Here is a 17153-nt window from a genome sequence, read left to right on the forward strand (position 1 = left end):
CTTGCCTCCATGGCCCATTCCAGCTCCCGTCCTCAGACCCTGCCTCCGCTCCGTCATCTGCTGGTGGTGGGTGGTGGTGGCCGTGAACAGGCTTTGGCCTGGGCCTTGCGCCGCTGCCCAGGAGTTGAGGCTGTGTGGGTGACTCCTGGAAATGGAGGAACCGAAGACCTCGACGACTGCAAATCGCTAGCGGTTGGGGAACAGGATGCCGCGGGCCTGATCAAAGCCTGCAGGGAGCAGGCGATCGATCTAGTAGTGATCGGACCGGAAGCACCCCTGGCCGCCGGGGTGGCCGATCGTTTGCGAGAGGCAGGACTCGCGGTGTTTGGCCCCAGCGCCGAAGGAGCCCAACTGGAAGCGAGTAAGGCCTGGGCGAAGGCTTTGATGCACGAAGCCAAAATTCCCACCGCGGGGCACTGGACTGTCGCGAGCGCCAGTGAAGGGCTGGAGCTGCTGGAAGAGCTGCAACGACCCCTGGTGGTGAAAGCCGATGGCTTGGCAGCCGGCAAGGGAGTGACTGTCGCCGAAACCCTCGAAGAAACTGCCGCAGCGATCCGTGAGGCCTTTGCTGGACGCTTCGGCTCCGCAGGCGAGCGGCTGGTTCTGGAAGAACGCCTTCAAGGTCCTGAGGTGTCCGTTTTCGCTTTGTGCGATGGCGATCGCATGGTGCTGTTACCGCCGGCTCAAGACCACAAGCGTCTGCTCGAGGGCGATCGGGGACCGAACACTGGAGGCATGGGCGCCTACGCACCCGCTCCATTGCTTGATCAGGCCGGGCTCGATCAGGTGCAGCAGCTTGTGCTCGAACCCACTCTGCAGGCCCTGAGAGAACGGGGAATCCAGTACAGGGGAGTGATCTATGCCGGCCTGATGCTGACCCAGCAGGGGCCCCAGGTGATCGAATTCAACTGTCGCTTCGGTGATCCTGAATGCCAGACCCTGATGCCCCTGATGGGTCCTGAACTCGCGAAGGTTCTGCAGGCCTGCGCCTGCGGCTGCCTGGATCAGGCACCCGAACTGTCAGTTGCCAAAACATGCAGCGCTTGTGTTGTCGCAGCCGCTGAGGGCTATCCCGAGACTCCACGCAAGGGAGATCTGATTCAGCTGCAGCCTGATCCAAACCAACAGCGACAACTGTTTCATGCCGGTACACGTCGTCAGGACGATGGCCAGGTGATGACTTCCGGAGGACGGGTACTAACGCAGGTCGCCCAGGCGGCGGACTTTGATCAAGCCTTCGCCAGCGCCTACGCAGGACTCGCATTGGTGCGGTTCAACGGGATGCAGTTCCGTCGCGACATCGGTCACCAGGTGCGCCGGCCCTAGGCTAAGTCGATGTGATTCGGCGGAATGGCCAGCGATCCAGCCACGGCTCAGAACGAGGCCCCTGCGGAATGGGCAACTCCAATCGCCGGAGCTGAGCAAACAACCACGAGGGGGTTTTGGCCGCAGGCCCGCTCCTGGTGGGCCGAATTCAGCCTTCAGACCAAACTGCTAGCTGTGGCCACCCTGGTGGTGAGCCTGATGATGACGGGCATCACCTTCTTCGCGCTGAATGGAATTCAGCGCGACACGGCGATGAACGACACCCGTTATGCGAGGGATCTAGGCCTGCTGCTGGCGGGCAATGTCAGCGAGCTGGTGGCTGAAGGTCGTGATCGCGAACTCGCCAATGTCACGGAAACCTTCTGGCGCTCGAGCAGAAGCCTCCGCTACATCTTTTTCGCCGACCCTGACGGCATTGTCTATCTGGGTATTCCCGTCAGCGGCAGTGATGATGCCAGCAATGCAGATCTGCGCCTGAGCCGGCGTCTGGAACTGCCTGATGAACTGCGCAACCGAACTCAGAATCCGTTGGTCCGCCAGCACATGACGCCCCAGGGGCAAGTCACGGATGTGTTCGTGCCGCTGGTGGAGAACAACAACTACCTCGGCGTGCTGGCTCTTGGCGTCAACCCTAATGAGACAGCTCTCGCCAGTGCCGCCCTCACCCGTGAGGTCACGGTGGCTGTGTTCATCTCAATCTGGGTTCTGGTGATTCTGGGCGCTGTTTTTAACGCGCTGACCATCACGCGTCCGGTCAAGGAGCTATTGAGAGGCGTCCGATCAATTGGTGATGGTGACTTCCGCGCTCGCATCGGCCTACCGATGGGTGGCGAATTGGGAGAACTGTTGGATGGCTTCAACGCCATGGCCTCACAGCTGCAGGACTATGACGCCGCGAACATCGAAGAACTACAGGCAGCTCAGGTCAAACAGGCGTCGCTGATCGCCACCATGGCCGACGGCGCGGTGCTGCTCGACGGTGATGGTCGCATCGTGCTCGTCAACCCGACGGCGCGACGCTTGTTCCGCTGGGAAGGTCGCAATCTCGAAGGCCAAGACTTTCTCAATGAGCTGCCGGAACTGCTGTCCGTTGAATTGCATGATCCGCTCGATGCCGTGTTCTCCAAGCAAACAGACACCAACGAGCTGCGCAGCAGTGTTGGCGATCCACCGAGGACCCTGCGTTTCGTGATCCAGGCGGTGCGCGAACCCAGCGGCGACACCCTCAAGGGCATCGCCGTCACCATCCAGGACCTCACACGGGAAGTTGAGCTGAATGCCGCTCAGAGCCGTTTCATCAGCAACGTCTCCCACGAACTACGCACACCGTTGTTCAACATCAAGAGTTACGTGGAGACTCTCCACGACATGGGAGACCAGCTCAGCGAAGAGGATCGAAAAGAATTTCTGGGCGTTGCCAATTCGGAGACAGATCGCCTCACCCGACTCGTGAACGACGTTCTCGATCTGTCCAGGCTGGAATCCAATCGCGTTGTGCAGTTTTCTCCAGTCGATCTCCGTCCTGGCCTGGAGCAAGCCCTGCGCAGCTATCAACTCAACGCGAGCGACAAGCAGGTTGAGCTGAGCCTGGAAGCTGACCGCGACCTCCCCGATGTTCTGGGTAACTGGGACCTGATCCTGCAGGTGCTCGACAATCTGATCGGCAATGCTCTGAAGTTCAGTCGCAGCGGCGGACGATTAACGGTCAGGGCTTACACCTGGCCAGACAGCTGTCAGATGACACCTTCGGAAGCAGAGATCCACAGCAACGATGGGCCCACCTGCACCCTGAGTTCACCATTGCCGAAGATCCGGGTTGAAGTCTGTGACACCGGCTATGGCATCAGTGAAGAAAGCCAGCAACGCATCTTTGAGCGCTTTTACCGGGTTGAGAATGCTGTTCACACCGAGGTGGGCACTGGCCTTGGACTGTCGATCGTTCGAGGCATCCTCGAAAAACACGGCAGCATGATCTCAATGGCCAGTGAGCCTGACGTTGGCACCACATTTTGGTTTGAGCTGCCGCTAGCTCAGGAAGACCCTGAGGAGTTGAGGTGGAAAGCTGAACGCCAAAGTGACGACGAACGCCTGGCTTTGACGCAGAACACAGAAAGCTGATCAGGCGTCGGGAGCGACGCCGCGTGCAATGCGCGCGAGTTCACTGCGCTCATCACTGCTGACCCGATTCGGCACCCCAGAAATGATCCGTTCAAAGTTGGAGAAGGAATCCTTGATCTGCGGACCGTTGCCGGTGATCACGAATTCACGGATGCCCTTGTCATGCCAGGAACCACGCATCTTGAACACGTTGACTGCGCGGGCCATTTCTCCACGGATCTCCACGTACTGCAACAGCAAAATCGTGTCGGTAATGGTGGAGATGTGCGAGTCAGTAATCGAATGGCTGCCCATGAACTCCTCGGAGGTGTTCGTGAAGAAGCCAGCGATTTCTTCCTGTTTCGCGTATCCGGTCACGCCGATGACGAATTGACGGAAGGCGTTATGGCTGACGCCGCGAGCGAGAGCAGACAAGGAGTCAATCGCCATCCGTGAAGGCTTGAACTGACTGATCTCCGTCTTGATGATCTGCAGGTGATCCTCGAGGCCCGTCGATTCCGGATAAGCGCAGATGATCTTGAGCAGACCGTCCTGCTCCATCTGTTCGAAATCGATGCCCCAGCTGGTGCCGTTACGGAGCAGCTGAGCACGCGACTCCTCATAAGCGAACAAGATGGCGCGTTCTTTATTGCGGCAAGCATCCTCGATGAAATTCGAGACCAGCAGGGTCTTTCCAGTACCCGTGGCTCCGGTGGCGAGAATGATCGAGTCTTTGAAGAATCCCCCGCCGCACATCTCATCGAGACGGGGAACGCCCGAACTGATCCGCACATTGGAGGAGCGCTGGGTGAGTTGCATGGCACCAAGCGGAAAGATGCTGATCCCATGCGCACCCATCGTGAATGGGAACTCTCCCTTCATGTGCGTGGTGCCGCGCAGCTTGAGAATCTCCACGGTGCGCCGCCGGCGTTCTCCTTCGAGCACATTGCGCAGAATCACCACGTTGTCAGAGACGAACTCTTCAACCCCATAGCGAGCAATCGGCCCATATTCGTCGATGCGCTCTGTGGTCATCACGGTGGTGACCCCGATTTCCTTGAGACGAGCAATCAAACGGAAGATCTCGCGACGGACAACGAACACTGCGTCGTATTGCTGAAACACCGCGGTGATCGAATCGATCGCCACCCGTTTCGCCTTGTATTTGCGAATGGCGTAGTTGATCCGCTCGATCAGACCAGACAGGTCGAAACTTCCGGCCACATCCTGACCATCGGGATCGGGAGAAGCATCAAGGATGAACAGCTTGTCCTGTTCAACCATCTCCTGCAGATTCCAACCGAAGCTGGCGGCATTGCGGAGGATATCGAGCGGCGACTCTTCGAAGGTGACAAAGATCCCTGGTTCGTCGAAGTGGGCGACGCCGTTGTGCAGAAAATGAAGAGAGAAAACCGTTTTGCCAGTACCGGAGGTACCGCTGATCAGCGTGCTGCGACCGATAGGAAGGCCGCCATGACACACATCATCAAAACCTTCGATCCCTGTCGGAAGCTTCTGAACCTGCATCTGTGGAGAACCACTGGAGCTGGAGATCTGCATAACGACGCTCTTATGGCTGCAAGGTAAGGAAAAAACGAGTCATCACCTGCGAGTGCACGGGCAGGCTTAAGAATCTGATTCGCCTGTCTCCGCCTCTTCCAACGCATCCATCAACGATGAGGTGAGGTTGTTATCGGTGAGTTCGTCGTAGAGAAGGTCCAAACCGATCAGCACCCGCTCGCGATCGGACAAATCGCCGATGATCCGACGCACCGGTGGCGGGAGGATCTTGGACAGAGTCGGTGTCGCGAGGATTTTGTCCTCCTCCGCCAACTGCGGGTTTTTGAGCACATCAATCACTTTCAGGGCATAGACGCCTTTGAACTCCGTCTCGAGGATGTTGCGCAGAGTCTTGAGCGCCCTCATGGAGTTCGGCGTGTTGCCGGCCACGTAGAGCTTGAGGATGTAAGTCTTGCGTGGGCTCATGGGGCCACCTCCGGATCGGTGAGAACGCGACGTTCCCCGGCCGCGGGTGTCAGGGAGACCTCAGGAGGGATCGAACGTCGATACATCTCGCAGAGGTGAGCCATGACATCGAGCAGAGCGAGGCGATAGTCCTGAAGAAAATCGTTTTTATGCCCTTCAAGTCTGAGCTGCTTCCAGAAGTCGTCAATGAGATTCATGTGGATCTCCACAGCTCGGGTGATGGGCAGATCACCGAAAAAGGCTGTGTTCACGAAACTCTCCAGTGCCTGGTTGGCCGCAGCCGGATCCCTGAAGTAGCTGATCAACAGGTCCCGGTAAGTGCGCTGCAGCGACTGAACAAGGTCCCGCTGCTCATCAGGAGGCAGATTGGCAAGAAAGCGCGAGGGGTCTCGCTTGTAGAAGACGCCCAGATAGCCGAGGCGCTCCTGCAGACGACTGGACAGCTTCCAGGCACTGCCTTCCATCGCAGGCATGGCGTTCTGTTCAGCACCGTCTTCGGGCCTGGCATCCTTTTGGCCCTGGCGCAGGAAGCGTGAAATGGAAGCATCAACGTTGTACCCAAGCTGCTCCAGCTGATCTCCAGGCAGATGGAGCTCTTCAGGGTGGTAATCCACGCGACCCATCAACTCACCCACCACCACGGCGGGGAACAACAAACCCTCGCTGCTGAGGGCTTCACGGGTCTTGTCGTCCAGCAAGCACTGCTCAATGACAACGGCATCCACCGCTTCGCGCTGGCGGGAAAGCAGTTCCACAACACCCTGACCAGATTCGACGGCACCGAGATCCACGGGTGAGTAGCGATTCACCGGCAGCCATTGGCAACAGACCTCAACGAGATCTCTCGTTTGAAGCAGCAAAGCGATCGTGAGTGCCGGACGAGCCATCCACCGCGACAAGGTCCTGAGCTGAATCTTGACGAAAGGGACTAAGAAGACCGAGGATCTTTGTTTGTCTTTCGATTGCGGTTCAGGCCAAATCGGCTTGTCCGAGCCTGACCGCGTCCCTCAGCACATGGCCGAAACCAGCTCCACAACCTCTGCAGCTCCCGAAACAGGGTCTTACGCGATCGTCGAGGCCTCCGGTCAGCAGTTCTGGCTGCAGGCCAATCGTTACTACGATCTCGACCGGCTCAATGCTGAGGTCGACGCAACCGTCACCCTCGACAACGTTCTTTTGGTGAAGGATTCCAAGGGCACAACTCTTGGCAAGCCTTATGTCAAGGACGCCAGTGTTGAGCTGAAGGTGATGGCGCACCGCCGCGGCCCCAAGGTGATCGTTTACAAAATGCGCCCCAAAAAGAAGACCCGTCGCAAGAATGGTCATCGTCAGGAGCTGACCAGAGTCATGGTTCAGTCGATTTCCGTCAGTGGCAAAGCCATCAGCTGATCATCCAGATCCACCTCAACGAACGTTCTCCTCTTCAAAATCCTCCCCATGGCTCATAAGAAAGGCACAGGTTCAACACGTAACGGCCGCGATTCCAATTCCAAGCGTCTCGGCGTGAAGGCTTACGGCGGAGAATCCGTCACCGCCGGCTCCATCCTGATCCGTCAGCGCGGCACCTCAGTGCTGCCTGGAGTCAATGTGGGTCACGGCAAAGATGACACTCTCTTTGCTCTAACCGATGGCGTCGTAAAGTTCGAGACGATTAAGCGCGGTCTGCGCAATCGCAAGCGCATCAACATCACAGCGGCGGTCTGACCAGAACGACTTCTCCCGTCACGGGCTCCGCTCCGAGCTCAGCGCCAGACGGGTTGTCAACACAAGACCAATCACAGTGAGCCCCAGAACAACCCATGTTCTGGGGCTTTGTTCATGCAGGGCATCCGCAAGTTCCAGAGGCAGAGCGAGACCGAGCACCCCGACAAGCAACCACTCGCCCCAGCGGCGTCCAACCCAGGTGGCCCAGGCCGCTACAAGGATCAAAGCGGCGTAGAGCCCCGAAACCAAGGCCAGACGCATCAGACGTGTTGGGCCCAGCAGGGTTCCCTTCGCTGCCAGCGAAGAAAGGAATTGACGGTCCGCATTCCCCCAGGTTTCGGCGAAATCAGAGAGTTCGGCGTAATGAACATCACCAAACACGGCGGCCAGGCTGATCGCGAACAGAGCCCCGGCGAGCAGCAGCTTCTTGATCACAATTAAGCGAACCAGCAAGCGCCCTTGTCCGGCGATCTGTGCCATCGATCGTTTCGGCTAGACGTTCTCAAGCGGACGGTAGACCCTTGTTGTGATCAGCAAGGGATGAAACAGCTCGAGGAAACGACTCTGAAGGCAGAGGAAAAAGTCCTCCACCAACTGCGGTTCATCGAAATGGAAGGGGTACTCACCGTCATGCCCTTTGAAGAAATACCAGTTGAGTAGTGCCCGACCGCCGGGAGTGAGGCGGCGGTGAAACTCCATGAGCTGCGCCGAGGGGTCGGGGAGGTGTTCCAACACATCAAGGCAAACCACCGTGTCGAAACGCCGCCCCGGAAGGCTGTCGAGATCGCGATGGACACTCACACGCTCCTGAAGTCCCAGACGGAATGCACGATCCTGCACGAATGCACGGTTCTGTGGATTGAGATCGACAAACCAGACATGCCGAACGCTCTCCAGCCCCGCTGCAGCCAGAGCATGCGTTCCGATCCCGCCTCCAAAATCAAGCACGTCACCATGCGCAAACTGCTGCTGCAGCCGCAAGGTGTCGGCGATGTAGTCGGCACTGCTGAGATGCCATGCTGCCAATTCGAACAAATGGCCCGTGCCAACGGTGTCCTCATAGAAATCAGCAGCTCGCTCGGGGTCAAAAGCTCCCGGATGCATCGCCGCCAGATCCTCCGTGCTCTGGGGCAATCGCTCGGCAACATCCGCCGCTGAGAGCGACAGATAAGACGCCAGATGCTCCTTCACGGAGAAGCCATTCTCGAGAAACTCCTGAATATCCACAGCAGCGGAGGCATTAAGTGGCTGCATGAAGCTTCAGGACGCGACCGGGCAAACCTACGTGCGAGCCCACTGATGCCAAAGGCAAAGTGCCACAGTCGACAGCTGGACATGGCTTGCACCTTGACTGCGCCTATCGGCTTCGCCGTCATTGACAAGCCTGCTGGGCTCACCTCCCATGCCTGCGTCGCACGCATTAGGCGGCTGCTGGGCATCCGCAGGGTTGGTCATGGCGGCACTCTGGATCCAGCGGTGACAGGCGTGCTGCCGATCGCCGTGGGACAGGCGACACGACTGTTGCCGTACCTACCTGGTGAGAAAACCTATCGAGGCGTGATCCAGCTAGGGATCAGCACCAACACCGACGACCTGCAAGGTGAGGAACTGTCCAGACAATCCGTCCCCGATCTGGCCTCAGAAACACTGGATCAGACACTCAGTCTGTTCCGCGGCGCCATTCGCCAACAGCCCCCTCAGGTTTCAGCGGTCCACGTGGATGGTGAGCGTGCTTATGCCAGGGCCCGTCGCGGCGAGCAGATGGAGCTTGCAGCACGGTCTGTGACCATTCATCAACTGCATCTCTTGGCATGGGATGCTGCACTAGCCCAGTTGAGCGTGGAGGTGCACTGCTCAGCAGGCACCTACATCCGTTCACTGGCCAGAGATCTCGGAGCAGCACTCGGATGCGGAGGTTGTCTGGCCAGTCTCAGGCGGACCCAGGCCCTCGGCTTCCATGACCACCAGGCGGTACCTCTGCCTGATGCTCCAGACGTGGTCGGCCAAGGCGAAATCACCTTGCTTCGGCCGGAGCTGGCCTTGCCTCATCTGCCTCAGCGCCTGCTCACTGCGAGCGAACAGCTGGACTGGAGCTGTGGGCGCAGGATCACTCCTGGCATCAGCGGCACGGCGGATGCTGTGGTCATTCTCAGTGAGGGTGGGCGCATGCTCGGACTCGGCGTGCCCGATGCAGAAGATGGTCTGAAACCGAAGGTGGTGTTTGAAGCTCGGGGCTGATGCTGCAACCTCAGTAATTTGCTTTGAAGCAGACGGACGCCGAAGCATCCGATGGCAGGCCACAGCAAATGGTCCCAGATCAAACGCACCAAGGCGGTGGTGGATGCCAAGCGAGGTGCTGTGTTCACCCGGATCGGACGCGAAATCACGGTGGCTGCACGCCAGGGCAGTGACCCCGATGGCAACTTCCAGCTGCGCACCGCGATCGTCAAGGCCAAGGCCGCTGGCGTACCAGCGAGCAATATCGAACGTGCCATCGCCAAAGGCTCTGGCAAGGCTGGTGACACGCAACAGCTTGAATCAATCCGCTACGAGGGTTATGGCCCGGGCGGAGTGGCTGTGTTGGTGGAGGCACTGAGCGACAACCGCAACCGCACAGCAGCGGCTGTGCGGTTGGCGTTCAGCAAACACGGCGGCCACCTCGGTGAAAGCGGATGCGTGAGTTATCTCTTCCAGCACCGCAGTGAAGTAACCCTCCAGGACCCAGTCATTGATGAGGAGGCATTACTGGAATGCCTGCTCAATCTGGAGGCCGATGGTTATGAACTCAGAAGCGGCGAAGAGGCCTTGATCCATGGTCCCTTTGAAGCACTCGAATCCCTCCAGAACGGACTCCGCGATCAAGGCTGGGGAGTCTTGGAATGGTCACACTGCTGGCACCCTCTCACTCAGGTGAGACCGGACAATGAAGACAACATCCAACAGTGTCTGAAGTTGCTGGATGCCTTGGAGGACCTCGACGACATCTGCAATGTCAGCGCGAACCTCGAATTGAAGAACGAACTGAGGGATGAGCTGAGCGAGTGATTGGATCAAAGCCACCGCCACCGGGAGTGGCGATCAGCAATCGATCCCCTGCATCGACCTGAAGCTCCACGCAACCATCCAGCACCTGCACAGTTCCATCAGCACGGGTTAACAGAGCCGTTCCCGTTGCACCCGGTTCTCCACCGGTCAGACCAAAAGGGGCGACGGTCCTGGAACCAGACAACAACGCTGCAGTCATCGGTTCCAGAAAGCGGAACTCCCTCACAAGGCCGTCTCCTCCTCGCCAGCGACCAGCTCCACCGCTGCCTCGGCGGAAGCCGAAACGTTCCAACCTCACTGGATATCTCTGCTCGAGAATCTCCGGGTCCGTGAGCCTGGAGTTGGTCATATGCGTCTGTACACCGCTTGATCCAGAGAAACCCTTGCCTGCTCCTCCGCCTCCGGCGATGGTCTCGTAGTACTGCCGACGCCCGTCACCGAAGGTGAGGTTGTTCATCGTGCCCTGGCCCGCGGCCATCACCCCGAGCGACGCAAAAAGCAGATTGCAGAGAGCCTGCGAGGTTTCCACATTGCCGCCGACCACTGCGGCCGGTGCGCTGGGGTTGAGCAGGGATTCCTCCGGGACAATCAGGGTTAATGGCCGAAAACATCCGGCATTCAGGGGAATCGGCTCCTGAACCAGACAACGGATCACATACAGAACCGCAGCCTTGGTCACCGCCAATGGAGCATGGAAATTGTGCATGCCCTGGGGACTTGTCCCACGGAAATCGAGCAAGACTTGTTGCCGTTTCCGATCGACCGTCAAGGCCAGCTTGAGCTTGGCACCGTTATCGAGCGCAACCTCAAAGGTCCTGTCCTCAAAGCAGCCGATCAGCCTCTGAACGGTTCGCGCCGCATGATCCTGAACGTGCTGGAGATAGCGCCGAACACGCTGGCGGCCCTCAAGCTGCAGCAGCTGATCGAACAGTTCAGTCCCCAGATGATTGGCGGCTGCCTGGGCCTGAAGATCTGCCCAGAGCAGTTCGGGGTCTCTGGGAGGTGAGCTGACCCGCTCCAGACACTGATTCCAGGCCGAACGATCCGGCGTTCCCCGTGGGTTCAAGAAGTGATTGCGCACCAGCAGACCTTCCTCCTCAATGCTGGAGCTGAAGGGAGGCATCGAACCTGGTGTCAGCCCGCCTACATCCGCGTGGTGCCCGCGACAGGCCACAAAGGCGAAGGGATCGGGGTCTCCCTCCACGAAGCAGGGTGTGATCGCGGTGATGTCGGGCAAGTGGGTGCCACCGTGGAATGGATCGTTGCTGATCACGGTGTCTCCGGCCGACAACGCAGGCCTCTCCCCTTGGCGGATCTGACCGAGAAGATCCTCAACCGCATCACCCATCGAACCCAGGTGCACGGGAATATGAGGAGCGTTGGCGACAAGCGCCCCCTGTGCATCGAACAGCGCACAGGAGAAATCCATCCGCTCCCGCATATTCACGGAACGACTGGTCTGACGCAGCCGCTCTCCCATGCGCTCAGCAATTTGCATGAAACGGTGATGGAAGAGGCTGAGATCAACAGGATCCGGGTCCGAGTGCTGGTCGGAACTCACTGCACTGGCATCCGCCCCGGCAGAGGAGCGTTCAGCGGCAAGCCTCGATGAAGCCTCGAGCAGCACACTGCCGTCAACCAGCAGCCGGGCCGTCCAACCTGACTCCAGGACGATGGCCGCCGTGGGGTCCAGGATGAGCGCGGGCCCCGATAGAGGCTGATCGCGCTTCAATTGCAAGCGCTCCAGCACAGGCACCTCACACCAACCCTGCTCTCTGCAATGAACGCGAGCACGCTGAACCATGGTTGATCGAGCAACCGATGCAGTGGCTGCGGTTCCATGACCTTCAAAGGTTGATGGCGAGGAGCTCTCCGCGATCGCATCCAGCACCTCCACCTCGAGGCGTTCGGCGATCAGAGGAGCAGTGCGAGGCGGCGCATAGCCAAACCGACGTTGATGCGCCTGGTCAAACAAGCTTTCCAGCTGATCCTGATCCAGCTCTTCCACAGCTGAGACCAGGGAGAGCATCAGCCCTTGTTCCGAAGAGGCATCGCGCAGCTCAAGCCTGATCTGATGCTCTGGTGTTGTTGTGGAAGCTGCCGTGAGCTTCTGCAGATCCAGGAACGCCGTGTTCAGATCCGACCTGACCATGGCGGGCAGCTGAGCGAGCAGATCAGCATCCAGAGGACGGCGGATCGACCGCTGATGCAGCTGACGCTGACGGGCCTGCCCAAGGCCATAGGCCGAGAGCACACCCGCCAGAGGATGCAACAGCACCTGACCCAGCCCCAGAGATTCGGCCAAGCGACAAGCCAGCTGCCCTGCGGCACCGCCGTAGGCAATCAGTGCCCCTCCACGGATGTCATGCCCACGGAACAGCGACACGTGGCGGATCGCTCCCGCCATCGCCTCGACAGCGAGGTCAAGAGCACCTTCGGCCAGCTGCTCAGGAGCCTGACCCAGTTGCGATGAAAGCGCCTGGAACTGATCCCGGGTCGCCTGAAGATCAGGAGTCTGATCGCGGTCCGGTCCGAACACCGCCGGGAAGGCAGTCACCTGAAGCCGGCCCAGCAGCAAATGACAATCCGTGATGGCCAGAGGTCCACCTCGGCGGTAGCAGGCTGGGCCTGGGTCAGCACCTGCCGAGCGTGGACCCACCATGAGGCGACCGCCATCGCCACTGACAATCGATCCCCCTCCTGCCGCCACGGTGTGGATCGGCAGCCGCGACGCTGTCAGCTGAAATCCGGCAATCTCCGTTTCAGCACTCCGTTCCCACTCCCGGTCGGCAGCGCCCGCCGGCAGGCAAAACACATCCGTGCTCGTGCCCCCCATATCCACACCCACCAGGGCGGAAGCACCAAGGCCAGCTTGTTGAGCGGCAGCAACAGCTCCGACCATGCCGCCGGCCGGACCCGACAGGATCGTGTCTTTGGCAAGCAGCGAACTGGGGTGCTGCAAAGCCCCACTGGATGTCATGACCCGCAATCGGGTCTGATCCCCCAAAGCGGCTTGGACCTGTGCCAGGTAGGCGGACAGCACAGGCCTGACGGCAGCCTCCACCAGCGTGGTTTGTCCTCTGGGAACCAGGCGCGGCAATGGGCTGGCCTCATGGGAACAGACCACCGTCTTGAACCCCGCGGTGCGCACCAGCTTCGCCAGAGCCTTTTCATGCACAGGATCACGCCAGGCATGCATCAGAGCGATGGCACAAGAGCGGATCCCGGCCTTGCGATGACGCCCAAGCCTCTGCATGAACCCATCGTCGAGCCGCAGTGCTTCCAACTCCCTCCCTTCCGCATCCAGACGACAGGGGACCTCTTCAACGGCGGCCAGCAGCGAAGGTGGCTCGGGAATTGCCAACGCAAAAAGATGCTGACGGTGCTGGTCACCGATCAGCAACAGGTCCTCCAGACCGCGATTGGTCACAAGCAACACAGGCTCACCAGCTGCCTCAAGCAGTGCATTCGTGGCCACGGTGGTGCCCAACCGCAGTTCCTCGATCAATCCAGGATCAATCCGCTGCTCCGGAGTGAGTCCCATCAATTCGCGCATGGCCGCAACAGCCGGATCTCCGGGAGCGTCCGGCTGCTCCGACAGCACCTTGCGCACCAACAGCTGGCCAGAAGGATGACGTGCCACCAGATCGGTGAAGGTGCCGCCACGGTCAATCCAGAACTGCCAGCGGTTCAAGACAACAGCGGAAGATGGGCACCGGCCGCATCATCGACCCAGAGATGCACGCTTGAGTGGCTTTGCAGCCAGCTGGCGGGAACGTCGGCACTACAAGGGTTCAGCAACGCTGTGCGCAGAATCTCCGCCTTGGCCGCTCCGGTCACGATCAGATGGATCTCATCGGCAGCAAGAATCTCATCCAGACCAAGGGTGATGGCCTGCTCAGGCACCTCTTCGGAGTTTCCCCCGAAAGCACTGGCATTCTGAATTCGCGTAGCTTGCTGCAACGTCACCACGCGGCAGCGACTGCCGGCTGGAGATGGCGGCTCATTGAAACCCACGTGACCGTTACCACCTAGGCCCAGCAGCTGAAGGCCGATCCCCCCTGCGTGATGCAGCGCAGATCCATAGCGTCTCGCCTCCTCGGCAGGATCTTTGGCCGTTCCATCCGGCAGCTGCAACTGGCAGGGAGAAAGCTCGAGATGACAACCCAACTGGGCATGCATATAGGCGGCGAAGCTGCGGCTATCACCTGGCGGCAGGCCAACGTATTCATCAAGGTTGAAACTCAGCCAGCAGCGCTTCAACTGTTCAAGCTGCGGCGCCGGCCATGTCATCAAACGCTGAACCAGGGCCGCGTAAAAGGGTTCCATGGTCCTTCCGGTCGCCATTCCCAACGGCTTGAAGCGCTCATGGTCAAGGGCCGTGGCGAGATAGGCAGCGACATGATCCACAATCGCCTCCATCAATGCGCGCGGATCCGGGCGGTGCTGCACCGCACATCTGGACAGAAACTGGGGCACGCAACGATCGCGGCAGGTCAACCCATCAAGGCTGGCTCCGAACCGGCCCTGAATGCCACTGATGGGTCATCAGCCGGTCGGTACGGCCTGATCGTTGCCCCGCGGTAGTAGTGATGGAGAATTTCACGGAAATCAGCGCCCTGACTGGCCAGACCGTGGGCTCCCCACTGGCTCATGCCCACACCGTGGCCATAACCCTGGCCTTCTGCTTCCAGCACAATCGTGCCGCGAGAAGTTCTTGGAGTTGTTCCAGCGGGGATCAATGAGGCTCGGCGCGAGCTGAGTGGAGGAGGAGGCAAGGGGGGTGCTGCCATGACGCGACCAGCTGGACCCTGATCAGCCACTCCGCTGAGACCGCTGGCGGAATCACGCCAGAGTCCGATCAGCTGCGGCGGTGATTCCGAACCATGATCGACAGGATCGATGGACTCGATTGCATCTCCTCGGTCTCCCTGCAGCAGGGAAAAGCTCACCATCGTGCTCTTCAAGCCCAGGCGCTGTCGCAGTTGACGACCCGTGAGCACCAATGATCCAAGCGGACCTTGAATCCGCGCTGAACGCACCCTGCCGGTGGAGCTGGTGCTGAGCACACTCAACCGCTCCAGTCCGCCAGTCTCCTCAAAGCGGCGGCGTAGATCACCGGCCTCGAAACGCTGGTTCCAGCGATGCACAGGACTGTGCTGGTCGTGATCTTGAACGCTCACGAGGTAGGGGAGCTGGTTTTGCCAAACCTCGCCACTCGGCTCAGTGGATCCCCCTGAACTGCTGTGAAAAACAGCATTGATCAAACGGCCGCCATGCACCAGAACCAGCGAGCGCGTTGTGGCAACCGCTTCCCTAGTTCTTGGAGTTTCAGATTCGATTCCCTTGTAGACCTGGCTGCTCACCGTGGCCTTCACATCGAAATCCGCCTTGCGTCCTCGTTGGCGAAGGGCGTAGGTCCGAGCAGCGACGGCCTGAGCTTGCAGAGCTGCCAGAGGCCACTTTGCTGGCATCTCACTGCCCACAACACTGGGAAGATACGTCTCGATACCCAGCTGATTGATCGCCTGGATCCTGCCGCCGCGGACCAGCAGCAGCAGATCACCGCGATAGCGGCGGCGCCCGAGCCAGATACCGCGAGGATCAGTCGTGCTGATCCGAAGCGAGGCATGGCCATGGGAGCGGCCCTCCGCGATCGTCAGCCGACCATCCCGCAAGCGAACCTGCAGACGCTGGAGGCGGCGTTCGTTATTGGCGAGGCCGTGCACCAGCAGGGGCTGATCGCCATCGGCGCGCAGGATCAACTCCGAACCTTCGGCCACCAACACACGCATCTGCGGCTCCTGAGCGGTCACCGCAGTCCTGGCTTCAGCAACCAGAGCAACCACGACAACTGGCAGCATCAGAGCTACTCCAGCAGCAGCCCGACCGATGGAGATGTGCAGAACCACTCGGGAGGCCAATGGTTGCTCAGTGTGCCCCGCCCAGCGGACTGCAGCCAGGCCTTCATGGCAGATTGACCATTGAGCCCACCATGCCGTGCAGGTCACCTTTCTGGGCACCAGTTCTGGAGTCCCAACCAGAGCCCGCAACGTTTCAGCGGTGGCCGTGCGACTGGCTCAGCGCTCGGAACTGTGGTTGTTCGACTGTGGTGAAGGAACCCAGCATCAGTTCCTGCGCAGTGATCTGAGGCTGTCGCAGCTGCGCAGGATCTTCATCACGCACATGCACGGTGACCACGTTTTCGGTCTTCCAGGCCTGCTGGCCAGTCTTGGCCTGAGCGGCAGCAGTGGTGGGGTGGATCTATACGGACCCGATCCGCTCGAGAGCTATCTGGAGGGGGTGTTGCGAACCAGCTCAACCAGGATTGGCTATCCCCTCGAGGTGCACCAGGTCCGCAGTGCCGCTGAAGCGAATCGGATCGTTTTTGAGGACGCAGATCTCACCGTGCGGGCCACACCGCTGCACCATCGCGTTCCTGCCTATGCCTATCGCGTTGAGGAAAAACCGAAGCCGGGCCGCTTTGACATCAAAAAAGCACAGGAGTTGGCGATCCCCCCCGGGCCGGTTTATGCCTCCCTGAAGCGGGGGGAAACCGTCACCCTGGAGGATGGACGGCGGATCGACGGCAGAACGCTGTGCGGGCCGGAAAGAGCCGGAGCAAGCTTTGTTTACTGCACGGACACCGTGTTCTGCGAAGCAGCCGTGAGCCTGGCGAAGGGTGCAGACCTGCTCATTCACGAATCCACCTTTTCCCATGCGGAGGCCGACATGGCCTTCCAGCGTCAGCACTCCACCAGCACGATGGCAGCCCAGACCGCGGCTGAAGCGGGTGTCGGCCAACTTGTGCTCACCCATCTCAGCCCCCGATATGCGCCTGGAAACGCAGTGACAGCAGACGATCTACTGGCAGAAGCCAAAGCAATTTTCCCGAACACGGTCTTAGCGAAAGACTTCCTCTGCCTCGATGTGACCGCTTCATCACAAACTACATGCTGCAACAGTTCGTGATCGGTGGAGCCTGAACAGCGTCA

At 59.7% G+C, this 17153-nt stretch carries 15 protein-coding genes; 7 read left to right on the top strand and 8 right to left on the bottom strand.

Features of this window, described 5'->3' with window-relative positions; all coding sequences use genetic code 11:
* Positions 1-9 precede the first annotated feature (9 nt).
* Complete coding sequence (purD, locus tag SynMITS9220_RS10460) at positions 10-1326, top strand: phosphoribosylamine--glycine ligase (RefSeq protein ID WP_186989135.1); 1317 nt, start codon at positions 10-12, stop codon at positions 1324-1326.
* Positions 1327-1350: 24 nt separating this feature from the next.
* Complete coding sequence (locus SynMITS9220_RS10465; RefSeq protein WP_115125549.1) at positions 1351-3444, top strand: ATP-binding protein; 2094 nt, start codon at positions 1351-1353, stop codon at positions 3442-3444.
* On the opposite strand, the gene kaiC is transcribed toward SynMITS9220_RS10465, so the two are convergent.
* The 3 genes from kaiC to SynMITS9220_RS10480 form a co-directional block, all read right to left on the bottom strand.
* Positions 3445-4983 carry a circadian clock protein KaiC gene (gene kaiC, locus SynMITS9220_RS10470; protein WP_115125550.1) on the bottom strand — a complete coding sequence of 513 codons (1539 nt, stop codon included), beginning with the start codon at positions 4981-4983 and terminating at the stop codon, positions 3445-3447.
* Positions 4984-5049: 66 nt separating this feature from the next.
* Positions 5050-5409 carry a circadian clock protein KaiB gene (gene kaiB / locus SynMITS9220_RS10475; protein WP_067095928.1) on the bottom strand — a complete coding sequence of 120 codons (360 nt, stop codon included), beginning with the start codon at positions 5407-5409 and terminating at the stop codon, positions 5050-5052.
* Complete coding sequence (locus SynMITS9220_RS10480) at positions 5406-6296, bottom strand: circadian clock protein KaiA (protein ID WP_186989137.1); 891 nt, start codon at positions 6294-6296, stop codon at positions 5406-5408. The genes kaiB and SynMITS9220_RS10480 overlap by 4 nt, the downstream gene beginning before the upstream one ends.
* Positions 6297-6423: 127 nt before the next feature.
* Here SynMITS9220_RS10480 and rplU point away from each other — a divergent pair, with 127 nt between their 5' ends.
* Positions 6424-6798 (top strand): 50S ribosomal protein L21, encoded by a 375-nt coding sequence (rplU, locus tag SynMITS9220_RS10485; protein WP_067095923.1) that lies wholly within the window; start codon positions 6424-6426, stop codon positions 6796-6798.
* Positions 6799-6846: 48 nt separating this feature from the next.
* Positions 6847-7113, top strand: coding sequence for a 50S ribosomal protein L27 (gene rpmA / locus SynMITS9220_RS10490; RefSeq protein WP_114994614.1), 267 nt, complete (start codon positions 6847-6849; stop codon positions 7111-7113).
* A gap of 18 nt (positions 7114-7131) precedes the next feature.
* Here rpmA and SynMITS9220_RS10495 read toward each other — a convergent pair whose 3' ends face one another.
* Together SynMITS9220_RS10495 and SynMITS9220_RS10500 are read right to left on the bottom strand one after the other, a co-directional pair.
* Entirely contained in the window at positions 7132-7593 is a 462-nt protein-coding gene (locus SynMITS9220_RS10495; RefSeq protein ID WP_186989140.1) for a DUF2127 domain-containing protein, read from the bottom strand.
* Between the two features lie 12 nt (positions 7594-7605).
* The gene (locus SynMITS9220_RS10500) at positions 7606-8367 is read right to left on the bottom strand and encodes a bifunctional 2-polyprenyl-6-hydroxyphenol methylase/3-demethylubiquinol 3-O-methyltransferase UbiG (protein WP_186989142.1); all 762 of its coding nucleotides are present in this window, start codon (positions 8365-8367) and stop codon (positions 7606-7608) included.
* A gap of 81 nt (positions 8368-8448) precedes the next feature.
* Between SynMITS9220_RS10500 and truB the strand changes: the two genes are divergently transcribed.
* Together truB and SynMITS9220_RS10510 are read left to right on the top strand one after the other, a co-directional pair.
* Positions 8449-9351, top strand: a complete 903-nt coding sequence (gene truB / locus SynMITS9220_RS10505; protein WP_186989144.1) for a tRNA pseudouridine(55) synthase TruB — start codon at positions 8449-8451, stop codon at positions 9349-9351.
* Between the two features lie 51 nt (positions 9352-9402).
* Positions 9403-10158 (top strand): YebC/PmpR family DNA-binding transcriptional regulator, encoded by a 756-nt coding sequence (locus tag SynMITS9220_RS10510; protein WP_186989146.1) that lies wholly within the window; start codon positions 9403-9405, stop codon positions 10156-10158.
* Here the strand turns inward: SynMITS9220_RS10510 and SynMITS9220_RS10515 are convergent.
* The 3 genes from SynMITS9220_RS10515 to SynMITS9220_RS10525 are packed head-to-tail and all read right to left on the bottom strand — an operon-like array spanning position 10106 to position 16022.
* Complete coding sequence (locus tag SynMITS9220_RS10515) at positions 10106-13852, bottom strand: hydantoinase B/oxoprolinase family protein (protein WP_186989148.1); 3747 nt, start codon at positions 13850-13852, stop codon at positions 10106-10108. The two genes, SynMITS9220_RS10510 and SynMITS9220_RS10515, sit on opposite strands and share 53 nt — an antisense overlap.
* A complete protein-coding gene (locus SynMITS9220_RS10520) occupies positions 13849-14637 on the bottom strand; it encodes a glucosamine-6-phosphate deaminase (RefSeq protein WP_255483057.1) in 789 nt (262 codons plus the stop codon). The genes SynMITS9220_RS10515 and SynMITS9220_RS10520 overlap by 4 nt, the downstream gene beginning before the upstream one ends.
* Before the next feature lie 17 nt (positions 14638-14654).
* Positions 14655-16022 (bottom strand): SpoIID/LytB domain-containing protein, encoded by a 1368-nt coding sequence (locus tag SynMITS9220_RS10525; RefSeq protein WP_186992118.1) that lies wholly within the window; start codon positions 16020-16022, stop codon positions 14655-14657.
* Between the two features lie 136 nt (positions 16023-16158).
* Between SynMITS9220_RS10525 and rnz the strand changes: the two genes are divergently transcribed.
* Positions 16159-17130: a ribonuclease Z gene (rnz, locus tag SynMITS9220_RS10530; RefSeq protein WP_186989150.1), complete on the top strand. Its 972-nt coding sequence runs from the start codon at positions 16159-16161 to the stop codon at positions 17128-17130.
* The last annotated feature ends 23 nt before the right edge of the window (positions 17131-17153 follow it).

Origin of the sequence: Synechococcus sp. MIT S9220 (assembly GCF_014304815.1) — a bacterium.
In the GTDB taxonomy this organism is placed as follows: domain Bacteria; phylum Cyanobacteriota; class Cyanobacteriia; order PCC-6307; family Cyanobiaceae; genus Synechococcus_C.